The 18,121-nt window shown below is 48.6% G+C and carries 19 protein-coding genes and 2 pseudogenes; 14 read left to right on the top strand and 7 right to left on the bottom strand.

Annotated elements, in window-relative coordinates:
* Positions 1-43 precede the first annotated feature (43 nt).
* The 3 genes and pseudogenes from A7975_RS28320 to A7975_RS28310 all read right to left on the bottom strand — a co-directional run bounded on the left by A7975_RS28320 (position 44) and on the right by A7975_RS28310 (position 1,912).
* On the bottom strand, positions 44-790 hold the full coding sequence (locus tag A7975_RS28320; protein ID WP_053372034.1) for an MBL fold metallo-hydrolase: 747 nt from the start codon (positions 788-790) through the stop codon (positions 44-46).
* Between the two features lie 145 nt (positions 791-935).
* Positions 936-1,091 (bottom strand): annotated as a pseudogene (locus A7975_RS33850) (ATP-binding protein); the annotation flags it as partial.
* A 149-nt stretch (positions 1,092-1,240) separates the two neighbouring features.
* Positions 1,241-1,912, bottom strand: a complete 672-nt coding sequence (locus tag A7975_RS28310) for a response regulator transcription factor (protein ID WP_065387363.1) — start codon at positions 1,910-1,912, stop codon at positions 1,241-1,243.
* Here A7975_RS28310 and A7975_RS28305 point away from each other — a divergent pair.
* The 3 genes and pseudogenes from A7975_RS28305 to A7975_RS28295 all read left to right on the top strand — a co-directional run.
* Positions 1,886-2,230, top strand: a pseudogene (locus A7975_RS28305) (ATP-binding cassette domain-containing protein); the annotation flags it as partial. The gene A7975_RS28310 and the pseudogene A7975_RS28305 sit on opposite strands and share 27 nt — an antisense overlap.
* A gap of 182 nt (positions 2,231-2,412) precedes the next feature.
* Positions 2,413-2,754 carry an FtsX-like permease family protein gene (locus A7975_RS28300; protein WP_065387362.1) on the top strand — a complete coding sequence of 114 codons (342 nt, stop codon included), beginning with the start codon at positions 2,413-2,415 and terminating at the stop codon, positions 2,752-2,754.
* Positions 2,755-2,892: 138 nt separating this feature from the next.
* Positions 2,893-3,840, top strand: a complete 948-nt coding sequence (locus A7975_RS28295; protein ID WP_065387361.1) for a YhfM domain-containing protein — start codon at positions 2,893-2,895, stop codon at positions 3,838-3,840.
* A 114-nt stretch (positions 3,841-3,954) separates the two neighbouring features.
* Here A7975_RS28295 and A7975_RS28290 read toward each other — a convergent pair whose 3' ends face one another.
* Complete coding sequence (locus A7975_RS28290; protein WP_065387360.1) at positions 3,955-5,100, bottom strand: metallophosphoesterase; 1,146 nt, start codon at positions 5,098-5,100, stop codon at positions 3,955-3,957.
* Positions 5,101-5,366: 266 nt separating this feature from the next.
* On the opposite strand from A7975_RS28290, the gene A7975_RS28285 reads away from it, so the two are divergent.
* Together A7975_RS28285 and A7975_RS28280 are read left to right on the top strand one after the other, a co-directional pair.
* Positions 5,367-7,538: a DNA topoisomerase III gene (locus tag A7975_RS28285; protein ID WP_065387359.1), complete on the top strand. Its 2,172-nt coding sequence runs from the start codon at positions 5,367-5,369 to the stop codon at positions 7,536-7,538.
* A gap of 214 nt (positions 7,539-7,752) precedes the next feature.
* Positions 7,753-8,424 (top strand): YheC/YheD family protein, encoded by a 672-nt coding sequence (locus tag A7975_RS28280; RefSeq protein ID WP_065387358.1) that lies wholly within the window; start codon positions 7,753-7,755, stop codon positions 8,422-8,424.
* A gap of 69 nt (positions 8,425-8,493) precedes the next feature.
* Here the strand turns inward: A7975_RS28280 and A7975_RS28275 are convergent, their stop codons facing one another.
* On the bottom strand, positions 8,494-9,027 hold the full coding sequence (locus A7975_RS28275; protein WP_065387357.1) for a GbsR/MarR family transcriptional regulator: 534 nt from the start codon (positions 9,025-9,027) through the stop codon (positions 8,494-8,496).
* Between the two features lie 281 nt (positions 9,028-9,308).
* Between A7975_RS28275 and A7975_RS28270 the strand changes: the two genes are divergently transcribed.
* From A7975_RS28270 to sda, 7 genes are all read left to right on the top strand, one after another.
* Entirely contained in the window at positions 9,309-10,178 is an 870-nt protein-coding gene (locus A7975_RS28270) for a carbohydrate ABC transporter permease (protein WP_255314596.1), read from the top strand.
* Between the two features lie 32 nt (positions 10,179-10,210).
* A complete protein-coding gene (locus A7975_RS28265) occupies positions 10,211-11,053 on the top strand; it encodes a carbohydrate ABC transporter permease (protein WP_065387355.1) in 843 nt (280 codons plus the stop codon).
* A 56-nt stretch (positions 11,054-11,109) separates the two neighbouring features.
* Positions 11,110-12,462: an ABC transporter substrate-binding protein gene (locus A7975_RS28260; protein WP_053372023.1), complete on the top strand. Its 1,353-nt coding sequence runs from the start codon at positions 11,110-11,112 to the stop codon at positions 12,460-12,462.
* A gap of 14 nt (positions 12,463-12,476) precedes the next feature.
* Positions 12,477-13,271: an HAD family hydrolase gene (locus tag A7975_RS28255; protein ID WP_065387354.1), complete on the top strand. Its 795-nt coding sequence runs from the start codon at positions 12,477-12,479 to the stop codon at positions 13,269-13,271.
* Positions 13,261-13,602: a DMT family transporter gene (locus A7975_RS33845; protein WP_053372021.1), complete on the top strand. Its 342-nt coding sequence runs from the start codon at positions 13,261-13,263 to the stop codon at positions 13,600-13,602. The genes A7975_RS28255 and A7975_RS33845 overlap by 11 nt, the downstream gene beginning before the upstream one ends.
* A gap of 24 nt (positions 13,603-13,626) precedes the next feature.
* Positions 13,627-14,463, top strand: a complete 837-nt coding sequence (locus A7975_RS28245) for a metallophosphoesterase family protein (RefSeq protein WP_065387353.1) — start codon at positions 13,627-13,629, stop codon at positions 14,461-14,463.
* Between the two features lie 332 nt (positions 14,464-14,795).
* Positions 14,796-14,939 (top strand): sporulation histidine kinase inhibitor Sda, encoded by a 144-nt coding sequence (gene sda, locus A7975_RS28240; RefSeq protein WP_053372019.1) that lies wholly within the window; start codon positions 14,796-14,798, stop codon positions 14,937-14,939.
* A 32-nt stretch (positions 14,940-14,971) separates the two neighbouring features.
* Here sda and A7975_RS28235 read toward each other — a convergent pair whose 3' ends face one another.
* Positions 14,972-15,211 carry a hypothetical protein gene (locus tag A7975_RS28235; RefSeq protein ID WP_065387352.1) on the bottom strand — a complete coding sequence of 80 codons (240 nt, stop codon included), beginning with the start codon at positions 15,209-15,211 and terminating at the stop codon, positions 14,972-14,974.
* Positions 15,212-15,326: 115 nt separating this feature from the next.
* On the bottom strand, positions 15,327-16,328 hold the full coding sequence (locus A7975_RS28230) for an NAD(P)/FAD-dependent oxidoreductase (RefSeq protein ID WP_304362773.1): 1,002 nt from the start codon (positions 16,326-16,328) through the stop codon (positions 15,327-15,329).
* A gap of 332 nt (positions 16,329-16,660) precedes the next feature.
* Between A7975_RS28230 and A7975_RS28225 the strand changes: the two genes are divergently transcribed.
* Both A7975_RS28225 and A7975_RS28220 read left to right on the top strand, forming a co-directional pair.
* Entirely contained in the window at positions 16,661-17,854 is a 1,194-nt protein-coding gene (locus A7975_RS28225) for an NAD(P)/FAD-dependent oxidoreductase (protein WP_053372017.1), read from the top strand.
* Complete coding sequence (locus A7975_RS28220) at positions 17,854-18,117, top strand: hypothetical protein (protein ID WP_065387351.1); 264 nt, start codon at positions 17,854-17,856, stop codon at positions 18,115-18,117. Before A7975_RS28225 ends, A7975_RS28220 begins: the two co-directional genes overlap by 1 nt.
* Positions 18,118-18,121: the final 4 nt, after the last annotated feature.

Genomic DNA, 18,121 nt, shown 5'->3' with positions numbered 1-18,121 from the left:
TATGGATTTAGTTCTGCCGAATAACAGGAATAAATCCAGCCATTTACCTCGTCAGCTCCAAAATGCGTTCATTCACATGATCCGAGTACAGCCCGCCATGGTAACAAATGACGGTTTCGATATCGTATTCGGTTAATTGGCGGAGCGATTGCAGCGCTAATTCGTAGTCATGGCAATAACTTGGAATAGGGCCGAGCAGCTGGTCATTTACGACGACTAACGCGTCAGCAGCAATTAATGTTTTACTAGCTTGATGATAGAGGCAGATATGGCCGGGCGTATGTCCAGGTGTGCCAATCACGGTAATCCCATCGCAATAAGGAAGCTCCTGCCCGTAAGTGACAAAAGCATCAACTGCCGCGCTAGGCGGACTCTCCAGCGTCTTGCGGAAGGAGGCTCGCCACTCATCCGACACCTCGGCGGGCAAAGCTTTCATCGCTCGCTCGATGGATTCAGCCGTAATTTTGATCGGGCGTTTCTCTCCTTGAATGTAAGGCGCCTCGATTTCGGTTGCAAGCACTTCTGCCTTTTGAGGCAGCGCCTCCAAAATGGCCGGCAGGCTGCCAATATGGTCGATATCCTGGTGGGTTATGATGATTTTTTTAAGCTTGTCAAAAGAAATGCCTGCCCGCTCCATCTGTTCCTTTATTAATGGAAGCTGCCCTGGATAACCGGTATCCACTAAGATCGCCATATCGTTATCCCACAACAAAGTGGGATAAATCGTAACCATTTCACCCCTCATGACTGCTGAGATCGGCAGCATGTTCACTCCGTTTGCAATGTTCATCTTAACCCTCCGCTACTGTTATAGTTTAATGTACAATGATCATACCGATTGCAAAATACATATTAGCAGCAGTCAAATAATATGTAAATAGAAAAATATTTAATTATATCACAAAAATAATTATTTGTCAATAGTTATTTAAGCGTCATTTGCGGCTGTACCATTCCCCATAATTTCTTATTATCGGAAAATGTATGGTCACCTTCGTCATGTTTCCTTCTTCGGATTGGATAGACAAATCATGCCCCAGCTTAAGCGCCAGCTGCTTAGCCAAATAAAGCCCCATTCCCGTTGACTTTGAAAGAATGAAGCATACCACATTGACATAAACGACATTGCCAACGGAGTAGCCTGCCGAGTCGCTCACCAACATAATGACCGTAACGAACAGCATGATCGCGCCATAAAGCAGGCAGAAAAAACGTTTGTCCTTCATATAGTGTGCGAAACTCATAGAATGATATACCCTTGACCTTTCTTGGTCGTAATGAAGCTTGCCTTGCCGAGCTCCGCGAGCTTCTTGCGGAGGCTGGTGATATTGACGGTTAGCGTATTGTCGTCGACGAAGCTTTCATCCTCCCAGAGGCTGCGCATTATTTTTGTACGAGTCACAATCGAGCCCTTCTGTTTCATGAGCATATGCAAAATAATAAATTCGGTTTTCGTCAGCTCAGCCTTCTGCTCGCCGCATCGTACATCGCCATCCTTTAGGCTTAGGACGATGCCGCCATGCTCGATCACGCTTGCGCTTACCTCGACGTAGGAGTAGGTTCTGCGGAGCAGCGCATTTATTTTGGCAAGCAATACATCCGTGAAGAACGGCTTCTGAACAAAGTCGTCGCCGCCCATATTCATCGCCATAATCATATCAAGCGGCGTATCGCGGGAGGATAGAAATAGAATCGGGACGTTGGATACCTCTCTTATTTGATGGCACCAATGAAAGCCGTCAAAGGACGGCAAATTAATGTCCATGAGCACGAGATGAGGGTTCCCATTCAAAAAGAGCAGCAGAATATGTTCAAAATCATCAGCGATAACCGTTTCGAAGCCCCATTTGCCTAACGTTTCGCCAAGCATCTCTGCAATCGTCCGATCATCCTCAACAATCATTATTTTCATGACAGACTCCTCCATTTAAGCCGTCAACAGCTTCGTCTCTATACTACGAAACGTTGCTTGCTGCCGCTTGCGCTAGCAAAGGTGAAGGTCGCTGAGCTTGAGAGCCGCGTAGATGAAATTTCCGAGAAATTTGGGATCAAGCAGCTGTTTGACCGATATCCCTATCAGCTGTCAGGCGGACAGAAGCAGCGTACGGCAGCATCGCGTGCCATTATCGCAAGGCCTAGCCTTCTGCTGGCAGATGAACCGACGGGGGCGCTCGATTCGAAGTCGGCAACCGATTTGCTGGAGAGCTTGAAAGCTTTGAACGAGCAGGACATCGGCGGGCCATAGCACAAGCTCCGAGCTGCTGCCAGAGCGGTATTCGGAGGAGGATGACAAGCCTGTCTAAATGATTTCGTCCAGCACTTACCAAGCTATTGCAAAAGCATTGAACAGAAGCACAAGCGTGAATTTGGCTGATGATCAGGCTGCGGCGATTCGTCCGATGTTTAACGATAATGTATGGTCTGACTACGGGCAGCGTGCTCTACTTCAAGCAGCAGCTGACGGAAGCCCATTCAGATAAAGAACGGTATGAGGTTTTGCGCAAAATAGGCGTATCGAGGAAAGAAATTCGAGGTACCATTTCAAAGCAGACGCTTTTTATTTTTGGGCTTCCGCTCATTCTCGGTATTACGCATAGCGTGGTCGCCGTAAACGCCATGTCCAAGCTGTTTTCCAATTTGGTCAACGTTGATTTTACGGTGCCCGTCCTTTTCTCCACAACGTTATATGTCGTTATTTATCTGTTTTATTATGTTTTGACGGTGAATTCGTTTAACAAAATTGTGAATAGCTAGGGTGAAGAGCCCATAAAGCTAGCTGCGGTTTAAGTGGAACCTTTTTCCATGAACAATCGTCTTAATCGTTAACGCGAAGTTTTATACATGATGTACGCCATATCCATCTATCAGCTTTATAGAGGGGGAAGGGGGACTATGTCGAAGCGACGGTACATGGTTGCATTGGGGATTGTCGTAGCTGCTGCCGCGATTTTGTTATTTTTGTTTCGGGTAAGCGTGGATCAGGCCGTCGTGATGCGGATGGTTAGCTTTGAAGAGTCAGAGCCGAATTCACAAGTCGTTTGGAAGGACCAAGAGTCCGTAAGAACATTTGAATATGCTATTCGCTTTGGAAAAAAGATGGCCGGCAAGGTTGATATCGCAGCGCCTCCTTATTCGGTCACATTAGGGAAGAAAACCTATTACCTGTGGATTTCGGATCAAACCGAACGAGGCAGCTTCATGAAGGCAGAGGATATAACGGCAGGCAAGCTCTATACGATAAAAAAATCTTACACGAAGAAGCTTCAAGCGCTCCTCAAGCAAGCCTACCCAGAAGGCTATTCTAAACCAACCGGTGAAATTCCGGAGGAACGAAACATCGATTTGCCTGCACTAGAAGGCGGGTTGGAGCCGAATCCGCCGAGTGAGTCTCCTACTCCAGCTGCAGAGGGGCTGCCGTCGCCATACACAGAATCGCCCGCGCCTGTCCCGGATTTACCGTCAACTTCGCCGAACGCCGAGGCCGAATCGTTTGCGCCCGCTTATTTGGATGCTTCATCCTTCACGGAGGAGGAACGTCCGCTTATCAAGCTCATTAATTTGCGTATAACATATATGCATGAGAGCAAATGGGATGAGTTTTTGGATCTGTATACGGATAGCGCGCGCAAGGCAAGGGAAGGCTCAGGCAGCTTTAACGGCTTCACGATTACGAGCATAAACGTAGTAGAAAACATATCCATTCGTGAGCAAAAATCGCTGTTTGAGGCCGTCGTACAGGTCGAGGAAACAAGAAATAACGGCGATGCCGGGAGTACGATGTATGTGTTCCAGAAGGGCAAAGAAAAAGGGGCAGCGTGGCGTATAGCAGATGTGGATTAGTTTAGATAAAAAAAGAAACAGCGGCACCAGCTCGCTTGCATTCTGAATGGCTCTTGCAGCCGCTAATCAGAATGGCAAGCGAGCTGGTGCCGCTGTTTTTCATGGTACTGCCTTCTATGAGCTAAACTCCACCTCGATATGAATAACCTCGGAGCGGCTGCCGATCCGTACGGGCGGCCCCCATGTGCCGAAGCCTGACGAGACGATGGCGTGCAGGCCGCCTTTTTTCAAATAACCCCAGTCCAGCTCGAACATTCTTCTCGTAATGAGATGATTGGGCATCATTTGGCCGCGGTGGGTATGTCCGGACACCGATAGATCGATGCCGTTCTCAGCCGCTTTGGCGATATCGGACGGCTGGTGATCAAGCATAATGAGCGGACGCGAATGATCAAGCGGCGCGATTAGATCGTGGATGGGCAGCCTGCCGCCCGATCCGAAACCTCCGGACGCCTTGTCCTTGCGGCCGACGACGTAGAAGCTGTCTGCGACGAGCGCTGCCTCATCCATAAGAACGCGAATGCCGATCGCATCCATGGCTTTGATGAATTCCGGCACCTTCCGGCCAATATATTCGTGGTTGCCGGTTACCGCATATACGCCAAGCGGCGCGTTCAGCTTGCCAAGCTCGGCAGACATATTTTTGCGAAGAAACGGCTCGATATCATCATCCAAAATATCGCCCGGAAGCAAAATAAGATCGGGCTTGATTTCCCTTACTTTATCGACCAATCGCTTCAAGTGCCGATTGCCGACAATCGTTCCCAGATGAAGGTCGGATGCCATAGCAATGCGCAGCTTTTTGAGCGAACCGGCCGGCTTCGGTATTTGAACATGGTAGGTACGGATGACCGGGCTCCATGCATTCCATGTGCCGCGAACGATCAATAGGACCATTAGAAGCAAAGCGATGCTGCCTACGCCAACGATATAAACCGACTCTTCCGCGCCGACTGATTTGAGGATCAGTGAGAGGATGTTGGCAATCGGCAAAATAAGGACGGCATATTCGAGCACGGCGAACCAGTAAGAGCCGATAAGCTTGAACATTTCCGCAACCGGTTTAAGCGGAGCGCGGTAAGCGAGCCTTCCGATAATATACGCATAAGCGATTAAGCCTACTACGAGCGAATATAAGCCCGTTTTTTCCCAGTTGAATAGAGTAGAGAAGAGCAGCCAACCATTCCAACCGATATAGAAGGATATACCGCTGTATACGAGTAAGATGCCAAAAATAATAGCAACAAAACGCAGTTTCATTCATCAACGCTCCCTAGCTCTTAATCTGCTTACTTATAAGCTGAACTTACTATATCACACCCGGATTCTAGCAGCAAAATTTGCGAGATTAGCGGGAATTGAGCATGAAACAAGAACATGCCGGCTGCGTATGGGCGGGCTGGCTGCTCCGTAGGGCGTTGCACAGGCTGCGAGCCTATGGTATCGTTTCGTCATAGTGAATGATGCGCTTTCTTCCTATGAAACAGCAGATCGTGCGTCTAAATGAAATGGAGCGAATAACGCAAATGAAATCGCTTGTACTAGCAGAAAAGCCTAGCGTGGCCAAAGAAATTGCCCGCGTACTCGGCTGTGGACAGAAGCAAAAAGGCTATATGGAAGGCCCTAAATATGTCGTAACCTGGGCGCTGGGTCATTTGGTGACGCTGGCAGAGCCGGAGGAATACGATCCGAAATATAAGACATGGAATTTGGAAGACTTGCCGCTGCTGCCTCCGAAGATGAACCTGAAGGTTATGAAGGAAACGTCGCAGCAATTCCGCACGGTGGCAAAGCTGTGCAAACGCCAGGATATCAGCGAGCTTATTATCGCGACCGATGCCGGACGGGAAGGGGAGCTTGTCGCTCGCTGGATTATGGAGCTTGTCCATTGGCGCAAGCCTTTTAAGCGACTCTGGATATCGTCTCAGACGGACAAGGCGATTAAGGATGGCTTCAGCAGCTTGAAGCCAGGCAAAGACTACAACAATTTGTATGCGTCGGCCGTTTGCCGAGCGGAGGCAGATTGGCTGATTGGCCTTAACGTAACGAGAGCGCTGACGACAAAATACAATGCGCAGCTGGCGGCAGGCCGGGTGCAAACGCCTACGCTCGCCATGCTGATGGAGCGGGAGCAGGAAATCCAATCGTTCCAATCACAGCCTTACTGGAATGTATCGGCTGATTTTGGCACGTTCTCGGCACTATGGCGCGAGCAGGATGCCCATGATGGACGAGTGTGGGACAAAGCGGGGGCGGAAGCGATTGCCGCAAGGCTGCAAAGAGGCTCGGCGAAGGTAGACAAGCTTCGGACAGTGGAGAAATCGGAGCCGCATCCTCTGGCGTATGACCTGACCGAGCTTCAGCGGGATGCGAATAAGCGGCTCGGCTTCTCGGCTAAGCAAACGTCCAACGTGCTTCAGAAGCTGTACGAGCAGCATAAGCTGGTTACTTATCCGCGTACCGATTCCAGATACTTATCGAGCGACATGGTGCCCACGTTGAAAGGAAGACTGGAGAGCATCGCTGTCGGCCCTTATGCGCAGCTGGCTCGCAAGCTTGTGAGAATGCAGCTTCCCGTTACGAAAAGAATCGTTGATGACAGCAAAGTTACGGACCATCATGCCATTATTCCTACGGAGCAATTTGTAAATCTGGCCGCGTTAAGCAATGATGAGCGCAAGCTGTATGATCTTATCGTGCGGCGGTTTATCGCTTTATTTTATGGTCCTTACCGCTACGATGAGACGAGTGTCGTGCTCGCGGCAGGCAAAGATCTTCTTTACGCGAAGGGGAAAATCGAAAAGGATAAGGGCTGGAAGGAAATTTATCAGTCAGCTTCCTATGCTTCCAGCCAAGATGAGGACGAAGACGATGACAGCGATTCGGGTCAAAGCAAGACTGACCGCCAGCCCGCGCAGCTTCTTCCTCCGCTTAAGCTTGGCCAGTCGCTGCCGATCAAGCAGGAGAAGGTAAGGGAGCTGCGTACGCTGCCGCCTGCCAGATATACGGAAGCAACGCTGCTGACACGTATGGAGAAGCATAGCCTTGGCACGCCTGCAACGCGGGCCGATATTATTGAAAAGCTGCTGGGCACGGACACCATTACGCGCACGCAAAACAAACTGATGCCTACCGGCAAAGGCAAGCAGCTGATCGAGCTTGTCGTCACCGAGCTTAGAAGCCCGGATTTGACAGCGAAGTGGGAGCAGGAGCTTGAGCGCATTGCGAAGGGCAAGGGCGACCCGGCTGCCTTTATGAAAAATGTCCGTCAGCAGGCGGCAAAATGGGTGTCGGAGGTTATTGCGGAGACGAAGGAGTACAAGCCGCATAATCTGACGCATTCCCGCTGTCCGGAATGCGAGAAGCCGCTGCTTGAAATAAACGGCAAGCGCGGCAAATCGCTTGTCTGCTCTGACCGTGACTGCGGCTATCGGCGCGCGGCGGAGCCTATGCTCTCCAATAAACGCTGCCCGCAGTGCCATAAGAAGATGGAAATTAAAGACGGCAAAGCAGGCAAGTATGCCCAGTGCAGGCCTTGCAATGTCATTGAAATGCTCGGCGATAAGCAGGGGGGCGGCGGCAAAGCCAATCGGAGGCAAAATCAGAAGCTTATCGAGCAATATAGCGATAATACCGCGATGTCGAACAGTTTGGCGGACAAGCTTAAAGCGGCGCTCGAGAAGCAATCAGACAAGTAGAAATGCGATAAACCGGCAAGTAGCAACCCAGAGGCGCTGCTTGCCGGTTTTTTATGCCTAAAATTAGGTTAGGCAAGACGGCTCATGCCAAACTAGCAATATATTATAGCAATGCTTTCGAATAAAGGCTCCTAACTACAGCCATTCATCCAAGAGACAGGTAGTGCTCTGTCATATGCTATGAATGAAGCGATAGGAAAGGAGAGAGATTTCATTGGGTGAACATAATGGTAGATTGCTAGCCAACAAGTGGACCAAGACAACAGCATTGCTTTCCCATCCCAGCATTGCGCCGCATATTCCGCCGACCAGAAGGTTTACGGAACAAAATCTTAGAAGCATGCTGGATATGTATCACATGGTGGTTATGAAGCCGGTGGTCGGCGCAGGCGGGCATGGCGTCATGAAGGTTACGCGCAGCGGCAAGGGGTATGCTTATACTTATTACACGCAGACGAAACGTTTTGCTAGTTTTGCAGCGTTAATAGGTGCGCTTAACAAACAACGCAAGGGCCGTGCTTATCTCATTCAAAAAGGCATCCATTTGGCAACGGTTGACGGCAGGCCAATCGATTATCGGGTCAAATACGTGAAGACGGAGAAGGGCTGGACCATACGCGCAATGGTCGGACGAATCGCCAGAAAGGGGCTTTTCGTAACGAACATATGTCGTGGAGGTTCGCTTGTAACAGCCGCAAACGGCATAGGCAGATCATTGTCGTCCGCGCAGGTCGATGAGAAGAAGCAGAAGATGCGTGAGCTTACCGAATTGTCGACGAACGTGCTCGAATCCAAGTATCCTGGTTTTGCCCAGCTGGGGTTCGACTACGGGATTGATAAGCAAGGAAGGATCTGGATGTTCGAGGTGAATACGAAGCCTCAATAAACAAACCAAAAAATAAAGGGTGCACGGAAGTCCAAAACACTTCTGCGGCACCCTTTTGTTTGTGATCGTCTATTGCTCGGACTTGGCTGCGTTTTGCCGGAAAAGCTCTCCGCCGCGCAGACCGTCCACGAACTGCTGGAGCCAGCTGTAATATTCGACGCCGTGACGCAGCTTATGCAAATCCTTGAGGCAGAGCTGGCGCTCCTCTTCCTCGGTATCGATATCTAAAATGATTTCAGAGAGGGAAGGAATAACCTCGTTAATGGATCCTAGCATCACATCGATTTCGCGCTGCAGCTTGGAGGCAAAGAAGTTTTGGAACGCTTTGAAAAAGTCAGTCTCGGCAACATATAAATCTTTGCGGTCAAGCTTCTCATCTAATTTCCTGATCATTTTTGAATCCATTAAGGAGCGAACGGCATAGCTCATATTGCTTTTGCTCATATTCATCTGCTGCTTCATTTCCTCGAGCGTCATTGGCTTATCCTCAAAAAACATAATGCCGTAAAGCTGGCCGAATGAATAATTAGCTCCGTACAAATCCATCGTTTGGGCAATGGCGTCTATTATTTTTCCCCGTATTTGCTCTTGAGTCGCTGGCATACCTTCCAGATCACTGGTTGAAACTCTTTTCACATCATCACCCGCAAGACTAAGATTTTATGATTCATTATACAGCAACAAGAATAGATGATAGAAAATCTTTTGGAAACACAACATTTTTACAAGATCTTAAACAGACGTTGACGTACAGATAATGAAGCTGTTTTACACTGAGTGTACAATAATTTTTGAATACTAGGGGTGAAAATGATTGATTTACGATAATTATAGCAAATGTTAAGATAAAATTGAACAGATAACAGGAGATGATTAAACGCGATATGGCTAAGGAATGGAAGGCTATATTATTCACGCTGCCGGCTTTAATTCCACTGATCGTATTTTGGCTGATCCCGCTCGGTACGATTTTTTATTTGAGCTTTACCGATTGGGATTTTATGAGTCCGGTCAAAACGTTTGTTGGTTTGGACAATTATATGTATTTGTTCGATAACTCGGCCTTTTATCAGTCGCTTGGCGTTACGCTGCTCTTCTGCATCGGAAGCGTGCTCCCGGTCATGATCCTGGGGCTTGCGCTCGCGCTGCTTCTCAATCGGTCGATGAAAGGCTCCGCCGTCTATCGCACCCTCATGTTCTCGCCTTGGGTTACGCCAACGGTTGCGGTGTCGATCGTATGGTCTTGGATATTCGAGCCTAAGGTCGGCATGGCAAATACGGTGCTTCGCTGGTTCGGCTTAGAGGGAGTAGGCTGGCTGCAGGATACAAGCTGGGCGCTTGCAGGCGTCCTGATCGTTACGGTATGGAAGCTGATGGGCTGGACGATGGTGTTTTATTTAGTCGCTTTGCAAAATGTGCCGCGCGAGCTATTGCAGGCCGGCGATTTGGATGGGGCGGGCAGCTGGAGCAAGCTGAGACATATTACGATTCCGCTCATTTCGCCAACCACTTTCTTCTTATTTATTGTACAAACGATATCGGCATTGCAAGCCTACGATCAAATTAACGTGTTAACGCAGGGTGGGCCTGCCGGCTCCACGAGAACGCTTCTTTATATGTATTATCAATCGGCTTTCGAGTCGTTTGATATCGGCGAGGCATCCTCTGTTGCGGTTGTGCTCGTGCTTACCTGTATGCTATTATCGATCATTTCCTTTGCGATAAGCCGCAAAACCGTTCATTACAGCTCATAATCGTCTACCGCACGGAGAGGAGAACTATCGCTATGCCAGCAAATTATGTTTTACGGCGCACCATAAGGCATTTGTTTCTGATGCTGTGCAGTGCCGTTATGGCATTTCCATTCTATTGGATGATCACAAGCGCACTCAAAACAAATGATGAAATATGGCAATTTCCGCCCACCTTTTGGCCAAGCTCCCCGCAATGGGACAACTTTCTCGCAGCGTGGCTGGAAGCGCCGTTCTGGCGTTATTTAACGAATAGCGTCATTGTCGCTTCCGTTATCGTACTGCTTCAGGCATTAAATTCGGCGATGATGGCCTATGCCTTGACACATATGCGATTTCGGCTAAAAAAAGCGATAACGGCGGTCATCATGCTTGGTTACATGATTCCGAGCACGGCGGTGTACTTGCCGAGCTATATGATTTTGGCAAAGCTGAATCTGTTGGACTCGTACGCCGGACTCATCGTATCGAATTGCGTCAGCGTATTTTCAATCTTTTTGATTAGGCAAGCCTTTTTGCAGGTGTCTCATGAGCTGGTAGAAGCAGGGCAAATCGATGGTGCGTCGCATATGAGGATATTGTGGTCGATTCTTGTCCCCGTTACGCGCTCCTCGTTCATCGTGCTCGCTCTTATTACGTTCATTGATCATTATAATAACTATTTCTGGCCTATGCTGATTACCAAAAATCCCGACCTGCAGCTTGTTTCAGCCGGCCTAAGAAGCTTCTTCGTGGAAGGAGGAGCATATGGCTTGAAATGGCCGCTCATTATGGCGGCAAGCTCATTTACGATTGTACCGCTGCTCGTGCTGTTTTTATTTGCGCAGAAGACGATTATGAAAAGCTTCAACATGTCGGCAGGCGTTAACAAAGGGTAATCCAATCTCACTATTGCTTATTGCTTTACACAAATAGAGTGGAGGAATCAATAACAATGTTGAAAATGAAGCAAGGTTTAGCTCTAATGATGGTGTTAAGCTTCGCCGTACTGGCAGCTTGCGGACAAAATGCAGGCAAAACAAACGGAAACGCAAATAGCGGTGCAGGCACGAACGCAACTGCTGATCCGACCGAGGCCCCAACTCCTAAGGAGCCAATAACGATCGAGTTCTGGTATGGCCTTGGCGGCAAGCTTGGCGACACAATGAAAGAAAAGATCGAGTTATTCAACGGCTCGCAGGACGAGGTAATTGTAAAAGGAATCGCCCAAGCCGATTATTCTGAAACAGAACAGAAGCTGCAGGCTGCGATTGCGGCAAAGCAGCCTCCGGCTGCCGTTCTTTCCTCCAATATGAACTGGGCTCAAAAAGGATTATTCGCCGATATGAGCGATTTGATTGCGGCTGATACTGCTTTTAACAAAGAAGACTTTGTACAAACGTTCCTTGAGCAAGGAAGGCTGGATGGCAAGCAATTTTTCCTTCCGATGTACGGCACGACGCAGGTCATGTATTACCGCAAGGACGCGCTTGAGAAAAACGGACTTACGCCTGAGGATTTCAAAACATGGGAAGGCTTAGCGGCTGCCGCATCCAAGATGACGGTCAAAGCAGGCGGCAAAACAAGTTTTTATGGCTGGGAACCGATGTGGGGCAGGGAAAATATGATGGATGCCGTATTTAGTAAGGGCGGCAAAGTGCTAAGCGATGACGGGAAAACCGTTACTATCGATTCTCCGGAATGGATTGAGACGTGGGAGCTGTTCCGCAAATGGATTCATGAAGATCAAATTATGGCGATCCACTCCGGCGGTCAAGGCTGGGAGTATTGGTACAAAACGATCGACGATGTTATGAAAGGCCAAGCGGCTGGCTACATTGGCTCAAGCGGCGACCAAGGCGATCTGGATTTCAACATCGTATCCGCAATGGAACAGCCGGGCTGGGAAGGCGTAGGCGCAGGGAAACCGGTAGCAAGCGCAATTATGGCAGGTATTCCGGCAGGCGTGAGCGACGAGCAGAAGGCGGCTGCATACAAATGGCTGACGTTCTTCTCGGAAACAAAAAATACAGCTTCATGGTCCATTGGGACAGGTTATATCGCCGTTCGTTCATCCGCGCTTGAGGATGCGGAATATAAAGCGTTCAGCGAGAAAAATCCGCAAATCAAAGTGCCGCTCATGCAGGCTGCGCATGCATCAGCGCCGTTCCAGGATCCAACTGGCGGCAAAATAAACGATGCGCTCAAGATTGCGGCCGATAAAGTGCAAATTGGAAATGTTTCTGCCGAGAAAGCGTTAAAAGAAGCGAAGGAAACGGCACAGAAGGAACTAGACAGATTAAAATAGGAGCGATGAACAATATGCCTGACTTAATGATAAACAATCGAGCATACAAGGTGACAGGCATCTTGTTCGATAAAGATGGGACCCTGCTTGATTTTATCGCGACGTGGGGGAGCTGGAGCAAGAACGTATTTAGCGAGCTTGAGCAGCAATTGAAGGGGCGAGGGATTTCCTTGCATCCCGATCTCATCCCGTCACTTTGGGGTACGAAGCATGGCGAAGGCGGCACCATTATCGATTATGACCGGAACGGCCCGCTTGCGATGGGGACGATGCAGGACCTGTATGCCGTGCTTGCTTGGCAGCTATATACGAAGGGCCTGTCATGGGCAGAAGCGATGGAGCTTGTTCAACATTGCAAGAAACATGCGGATAGGGAGCTGGAGCGCTTGCGCCCAGCTCGTCCTCTTCCGGGAAGCGTTGATTTTCTAAAAAGCTGCAAAGCGTTTGGCATTAAGCTTGGCGTCGTTACCGCAGATGAAACTGAGGCTGCAAATCAGCACTTGGAGTGGCTTGGCATCAGGCCTTATTTTGATCTTGTTATCGGAAATGATCTAGTAGAGCGAGGCAAGCCTTTCCCTGATATGCTTCAGCTCGCATGCCGGAAGCTGGCAATAGACTGCTCTGAAGCAGCGATTATTGGCGACACCAATGGGGATATGCGGATGGGCGTTGCGGCTGGAGCCGCTGTAACGGTTGGTATCGCTGACGCAGCTATGGGCAGCAGCGCGCATCTGCTCCTTCCGGATGCCAAGGAAGTCATAAGTCATTATTCGCAGCTAAAAATCAGGAGCCAAGCGCATGAAGACTGAGATGGGCTGGGGCTGGACTTTTCTGCTGCTGGCGATCGTGCTTGAGCTGTCAGGAACTGTCTCAATGAAATATTCAGCGGGCTTCTCGCGATTTTGGCCGTCAGTGCTTATGTTTATCTTTTATGGCGCCAGCTTTACGATGCTGAACTTCGCGCTCTCCTACATGAATGTGAGCGTTGCGTACGCGATCTGGTCGGGCATCGGCATCATCCTGATTACGATGGTTAGCTTTATTATTTTTCATGAGAAGCTGCCTATTTCCTCCCTGCTATGGATCGCTGTAATCGTAGTTGGAGTTGTAGGCTTGAATATGAGTGTGAAAAGCCATTAAGCCTTAGGAAGAAAGGATGAGAAAATGATGCAGCCCCCAATCATTAGCTTTCAGGTTATAACGGATACCCATATTAATGCCGAGCAAGATCATCTTTATAATAAGCATTTGGCGCAAGCGCTGCTTGACATCGCCGCTCATTCGTCCAATAGCGTAGGCGTTATGCATGTTGGCGATGTGACGGATCATGGACTGCGCGCCGAGTATGCGGAATTTGTTCGCATATGGGAAGCCAGCAAGGCTGGACTGCCGGATATTCATTTTACAATCGGCAATCATGATTTATTTCTTGGCGAATGGAGAAGCCAGCTCCAGCTTTATGAATCGTATACAGGCATGAAAGGCGCTTATTACGATAAATGGCTGGAGGGCTATCATTTTATATTTCTTGGCTCAGAGCAAGGCGGCTTAAAGGACTTTGCTTATTTGACGGAGGAGCAGCTCTCATGGCTTGACCAGAAGCTTGGCGAGGATGCATCCCCATCAAAACCCGTATTTTTGTTTCTGCATCAGCCGCTGAAGGATACGGTTGCCGGGTCGCTCGAAGGGCAAGGCTGGCATGGAGTGATTCAGGATGAAGAGCTGAAGGCAATTCTAACCAAACATCCTCAAACGATTATGTTTAACGGCCATACGCATTGGGAGCTGGAAGCGGGTCATGCTTGTTTTGAAGGAAACGGCGAGACCGCAACCATTTTTAACGCGGCATCCGTTGCTTATTTATGGACGAATGAGGATGTCTACAAAGAGGGCAGCCAAGGCTATTACGTTGACGTTTACGAGGAAAAGGTTGTTGTGCGCGGACGAGACTTTATGAATTCCTCGTGGCTCGATAAAGCGTGTTACGAAGTGAACTTATGAGCGTAGCTTAATAGAGAACAGCCCCGCTTGGGGCTTTTTTTATGCGAATAACAATAGGCTTGTGAGGAAAATAGGGATTAGCGTTAATATATTCCATTAATAGATTCATAGAATGTGATTAAAGTTTTTTATTGAATTTGTGTAAAATTCGCCTGTGGATAACTCTATCCACATTATCCACCCTGATATTGCTCGTTGTTCGTAGGGTATGCACACGCTGTGCACACCGTATCCACAACATCTTGTGAATAACTAGGCCTGTTGTCCTTCTAAGTAGTGCCATGCTACTATGATTAAGGAATAACCAAAGGATGGAAGAAAGGGTGTGTAGTATGGAGCTACTGTCTGACGAAATGTTAGTAGACACTTATTATGCAGCTATTCAATTTGAATTAGAGCAAGAATTTATTCGAATGTTAGCTATCGAAATGAAGCGCAGGCGCCTTAATCCGGATGCCGTCAAAATTACCGCTTAGCACTTGACGTGACTTTTGCCCCTTCAACATGATTACCATTCCGTAACCGAAATTTCGGTTGTTTGCTTGCAGGTCGAGCAATATAGAAGATGCTTGCAGGAAGAAGAATCCTGCATCCGCACATCGCTTAACAGCGGCTCGCCTTCGATTTGCTCGTAGGGAGCATAAGGACCTGTCAGATCAGTTAAACGACCGCAATCTACAATTGCGTCAGCGCAAGAGGAGCAGCGTTCATGCAGAGATTGAATTCCGTTGCAAACCGGACAAAACATAAGGGTATCCTCCTTGGCACACCATGCATATGTATGCGATAGGTGTTTGAAATGAATGAGCCAAGATTAGGATACCCTTATGTTATTTTTTTAAATGCATGTTAAATGGAGGGCATTAGAGCTTCATGTTGCTGCTATGGCCAGGCGATAGCTTCGCGCTAGGATCAACATACACCTTCGCATTGTTAATGGCAGTCGGAGCCTCTCCAAAGCCTACGGCGATAAGCTTCAGCTTCCCTGGATAGGTCGTCACGTCGCCCGCTGCGAATAGGCCTGAAATATTTGTTTCCATCCGAGTATCCACGACAATGGAGCCGCCTTGAATATCGATACCCCACTCAGCTATCGGCCCCAGAGACGAGATGAAGCCAAAGTTAACGATGACGGCGTCCACATCCAGCTCGGTCGTTTCTGCTGTTTTAATATCCGTTAACGTAACCTTAGTAATGCTCTCTTCACCATGAAGCGCAGTAATTTCTTTTGGCGTAACCACGTTTACACTCGATTTCATGAGGTTCTCCACGCTGTGCTCATGCGCCCGGAATTTATCGCGGCGATGGATCAGCGTAACGCTCTCAGCAATAGGCTCGAGCATAAGCGACCAATCCACAGCCGAATCGCCGCCACCGCTAATCAGCACCTTCTGCCCCTTAAACCGCTGTAAATCGCCTACAAAATAATGAAGGTTTTTTTTCTCGAAGCGAGCAGCCTCCGGCAGTTCCAAACGCCGTGGCTCAAATGCGCCCACTCCAGCCGTAATAATAATCGCTTTGGCATAATGATTGGTTTTGTCAGTTATAATTTCAAAGAGGCGCTCATCGTGCTTGATGACGCTGGTTACCTTCTCCTCCAGGCAAATCTCCGGTTTGAAATGATCGATCTGCTCCTTAAGCCGATCAACCAGCTCTTGAGCCGTAACCTTTGGAAATCCAGCAACGTCGTAAATATATTTTTCAGGGTAAAGCGCGGCGAGCTGACCGCCGAGCTGGGGCATGCTTTCGATGAGTTTGACAGACGCTTGGCGCATGCCGCCATAGAAAGCTGCAAACATTCCGGTAGGGCCGCCTCCGATGATAATAATATCGACGGGGTTTACGGATATTAAGGGGTTAGACAATGTAGCCACCTCCACTTTTTAAGCTTTACGGTTTTTATTATAAACTTTCATAGATGAAGAAGGAAATGATTAATTTGTATAGAGTTCTAAACAATTTCGTACATTTTGCCCTTGAACTTTTACTGAAAACTATGTAAAATTTCTGATGTATGTATGCACGGAACTGGTTGCTGAAAGTAACGAAAACTGTTGCTCAATCGCAGGCGATTCATTGATAAAAACGCTTTAAATAGAACACACTGAACTTACAATTATAATTTTTCGGTTTAGCTTGTGTAATTTTTCACAAAGTACAAATACAAAGATAAATCAGGAATGGATGGGATTAAACGATGAGCAACATACCTAAAATCGTTATTCTTGGCGCAGGGTACGGCGGCGTTTTAACCGCGCTTCGTTTGCAAAAAGAATTAAATTACAATGAAGCTGACGTTACATTAGTCAATAAACATGACTACCACTATATTACGACGCATCTGCATATGCCGGCAGCAGGCACGGACAATCCGGAAAATGCCCGTGTGAGCATCTCTAAACTGATTGACGAATTTAAAATCGATTTCGTGAAATCGACAGTCGTTCAAATTCGTCCGCAAGATAAAAAAGTTATACTCGAGGACGGCACGCTGTCTTACGATTATTTGGTTATCGGCCTTGGCGGCGAGCCTGAGACTTTCGGCATTCCGGGTCTTGGCGAGCATGCCATGAATATCCGCAGCATTAACTCGGTTCGTTTGATCCGTGAACATATTGAATACCAATTTGCCCGTTACAAACGCGAGCCACACCGTACGGATTATTTGACGTTTGTAGTTGGCGGCGCAGGCTTCACAGGCATCGAGTTTGTCGGCGAGCTATCCGACCGCATCCCTGAGCTGTGCAAGCAATTCGACGTTGATCCGGGGCTAGTGAAAATTTACAACATCGAAGCGGCTCCAACGGCGCTTCCTGGCTTTGATCCCGAGCTGGTTGAATACGGCATGGACGTATTGACGAAGAAGGGCGTTACGTTCCGCATTGGCACAGCAATCAAAGAATGCTCGCCGGAGGGCGTAGTTGTAGGCGAAGGCGAAGAAATCAAATCGGCTACTGTCATTTGGACCGGCGGTATCCGCGGTAACCGCCTTATTGAAGAGGCAGGCTTCGAGACGATGCGCGGCCGCGTGAAGGTTGACGAATTCCTTCGTGTACCTGGCAACGATAACATCTACATCGTTGGCGATAACTCGCTAATGTTCAATCCAGAAGGCCGTCCATACCCGCCAACTGCCCAAATCGCCATGCAGCAAGGCGTCGTTTGCGCGCATAACCTTGTCGCTTCGATTCGCAATCAGCCGCCGAAGGGCTTCACGTTCAGCAACAAAGGAACGGTAGCATCGCTTGGCAAAGGCGAGGCAATCGGCATCGCATTCGGCAAAAAATATAAAGGACGCGTAGCCGCTTGGTTGAAGAAAGCGATCGATCTGCGTTACCTGTTCATCATTGGCGGCATTCCGCTCGTTCTGCGTAAAGGGAAATTTCTATAATGCGCCACTGCAGCGTTCAAGTTCGCGGCTTGTTGACGAGAGATGAACTAGACCGTTACAACGCCTTGATGGAGGTCGGTTCCTTCTTGGAATCGCAAACGCGGTACGACTTGGCCTACACGGTGCAGAAGGAAGTGGATTTGCTCATTCAGCCGGCCATCGAGCGGCTGAAGGACAAAGGCAGAGAGCGCGATCGCGCTACGCAAGAGTATTTGGAAGCAAAGCGCCTTGGCCTCAATGATGATGAGGACGATGAGGATTAATGAA

Source organism: Bacillus sp. FJAT-26390 (assembly GCF_001682865.1).
Classification (GTDB): domain Bacteria; phylum Bacillota; class Bacilli; order Paenibacillales; family Paenibacillaceae; genus Pristimantibacillus.
The sequence above is the reverse complement of the archived record's forward strand: the minus strand, read 5'-3'. Positions and strand labels throughout refer to the sequence as shown.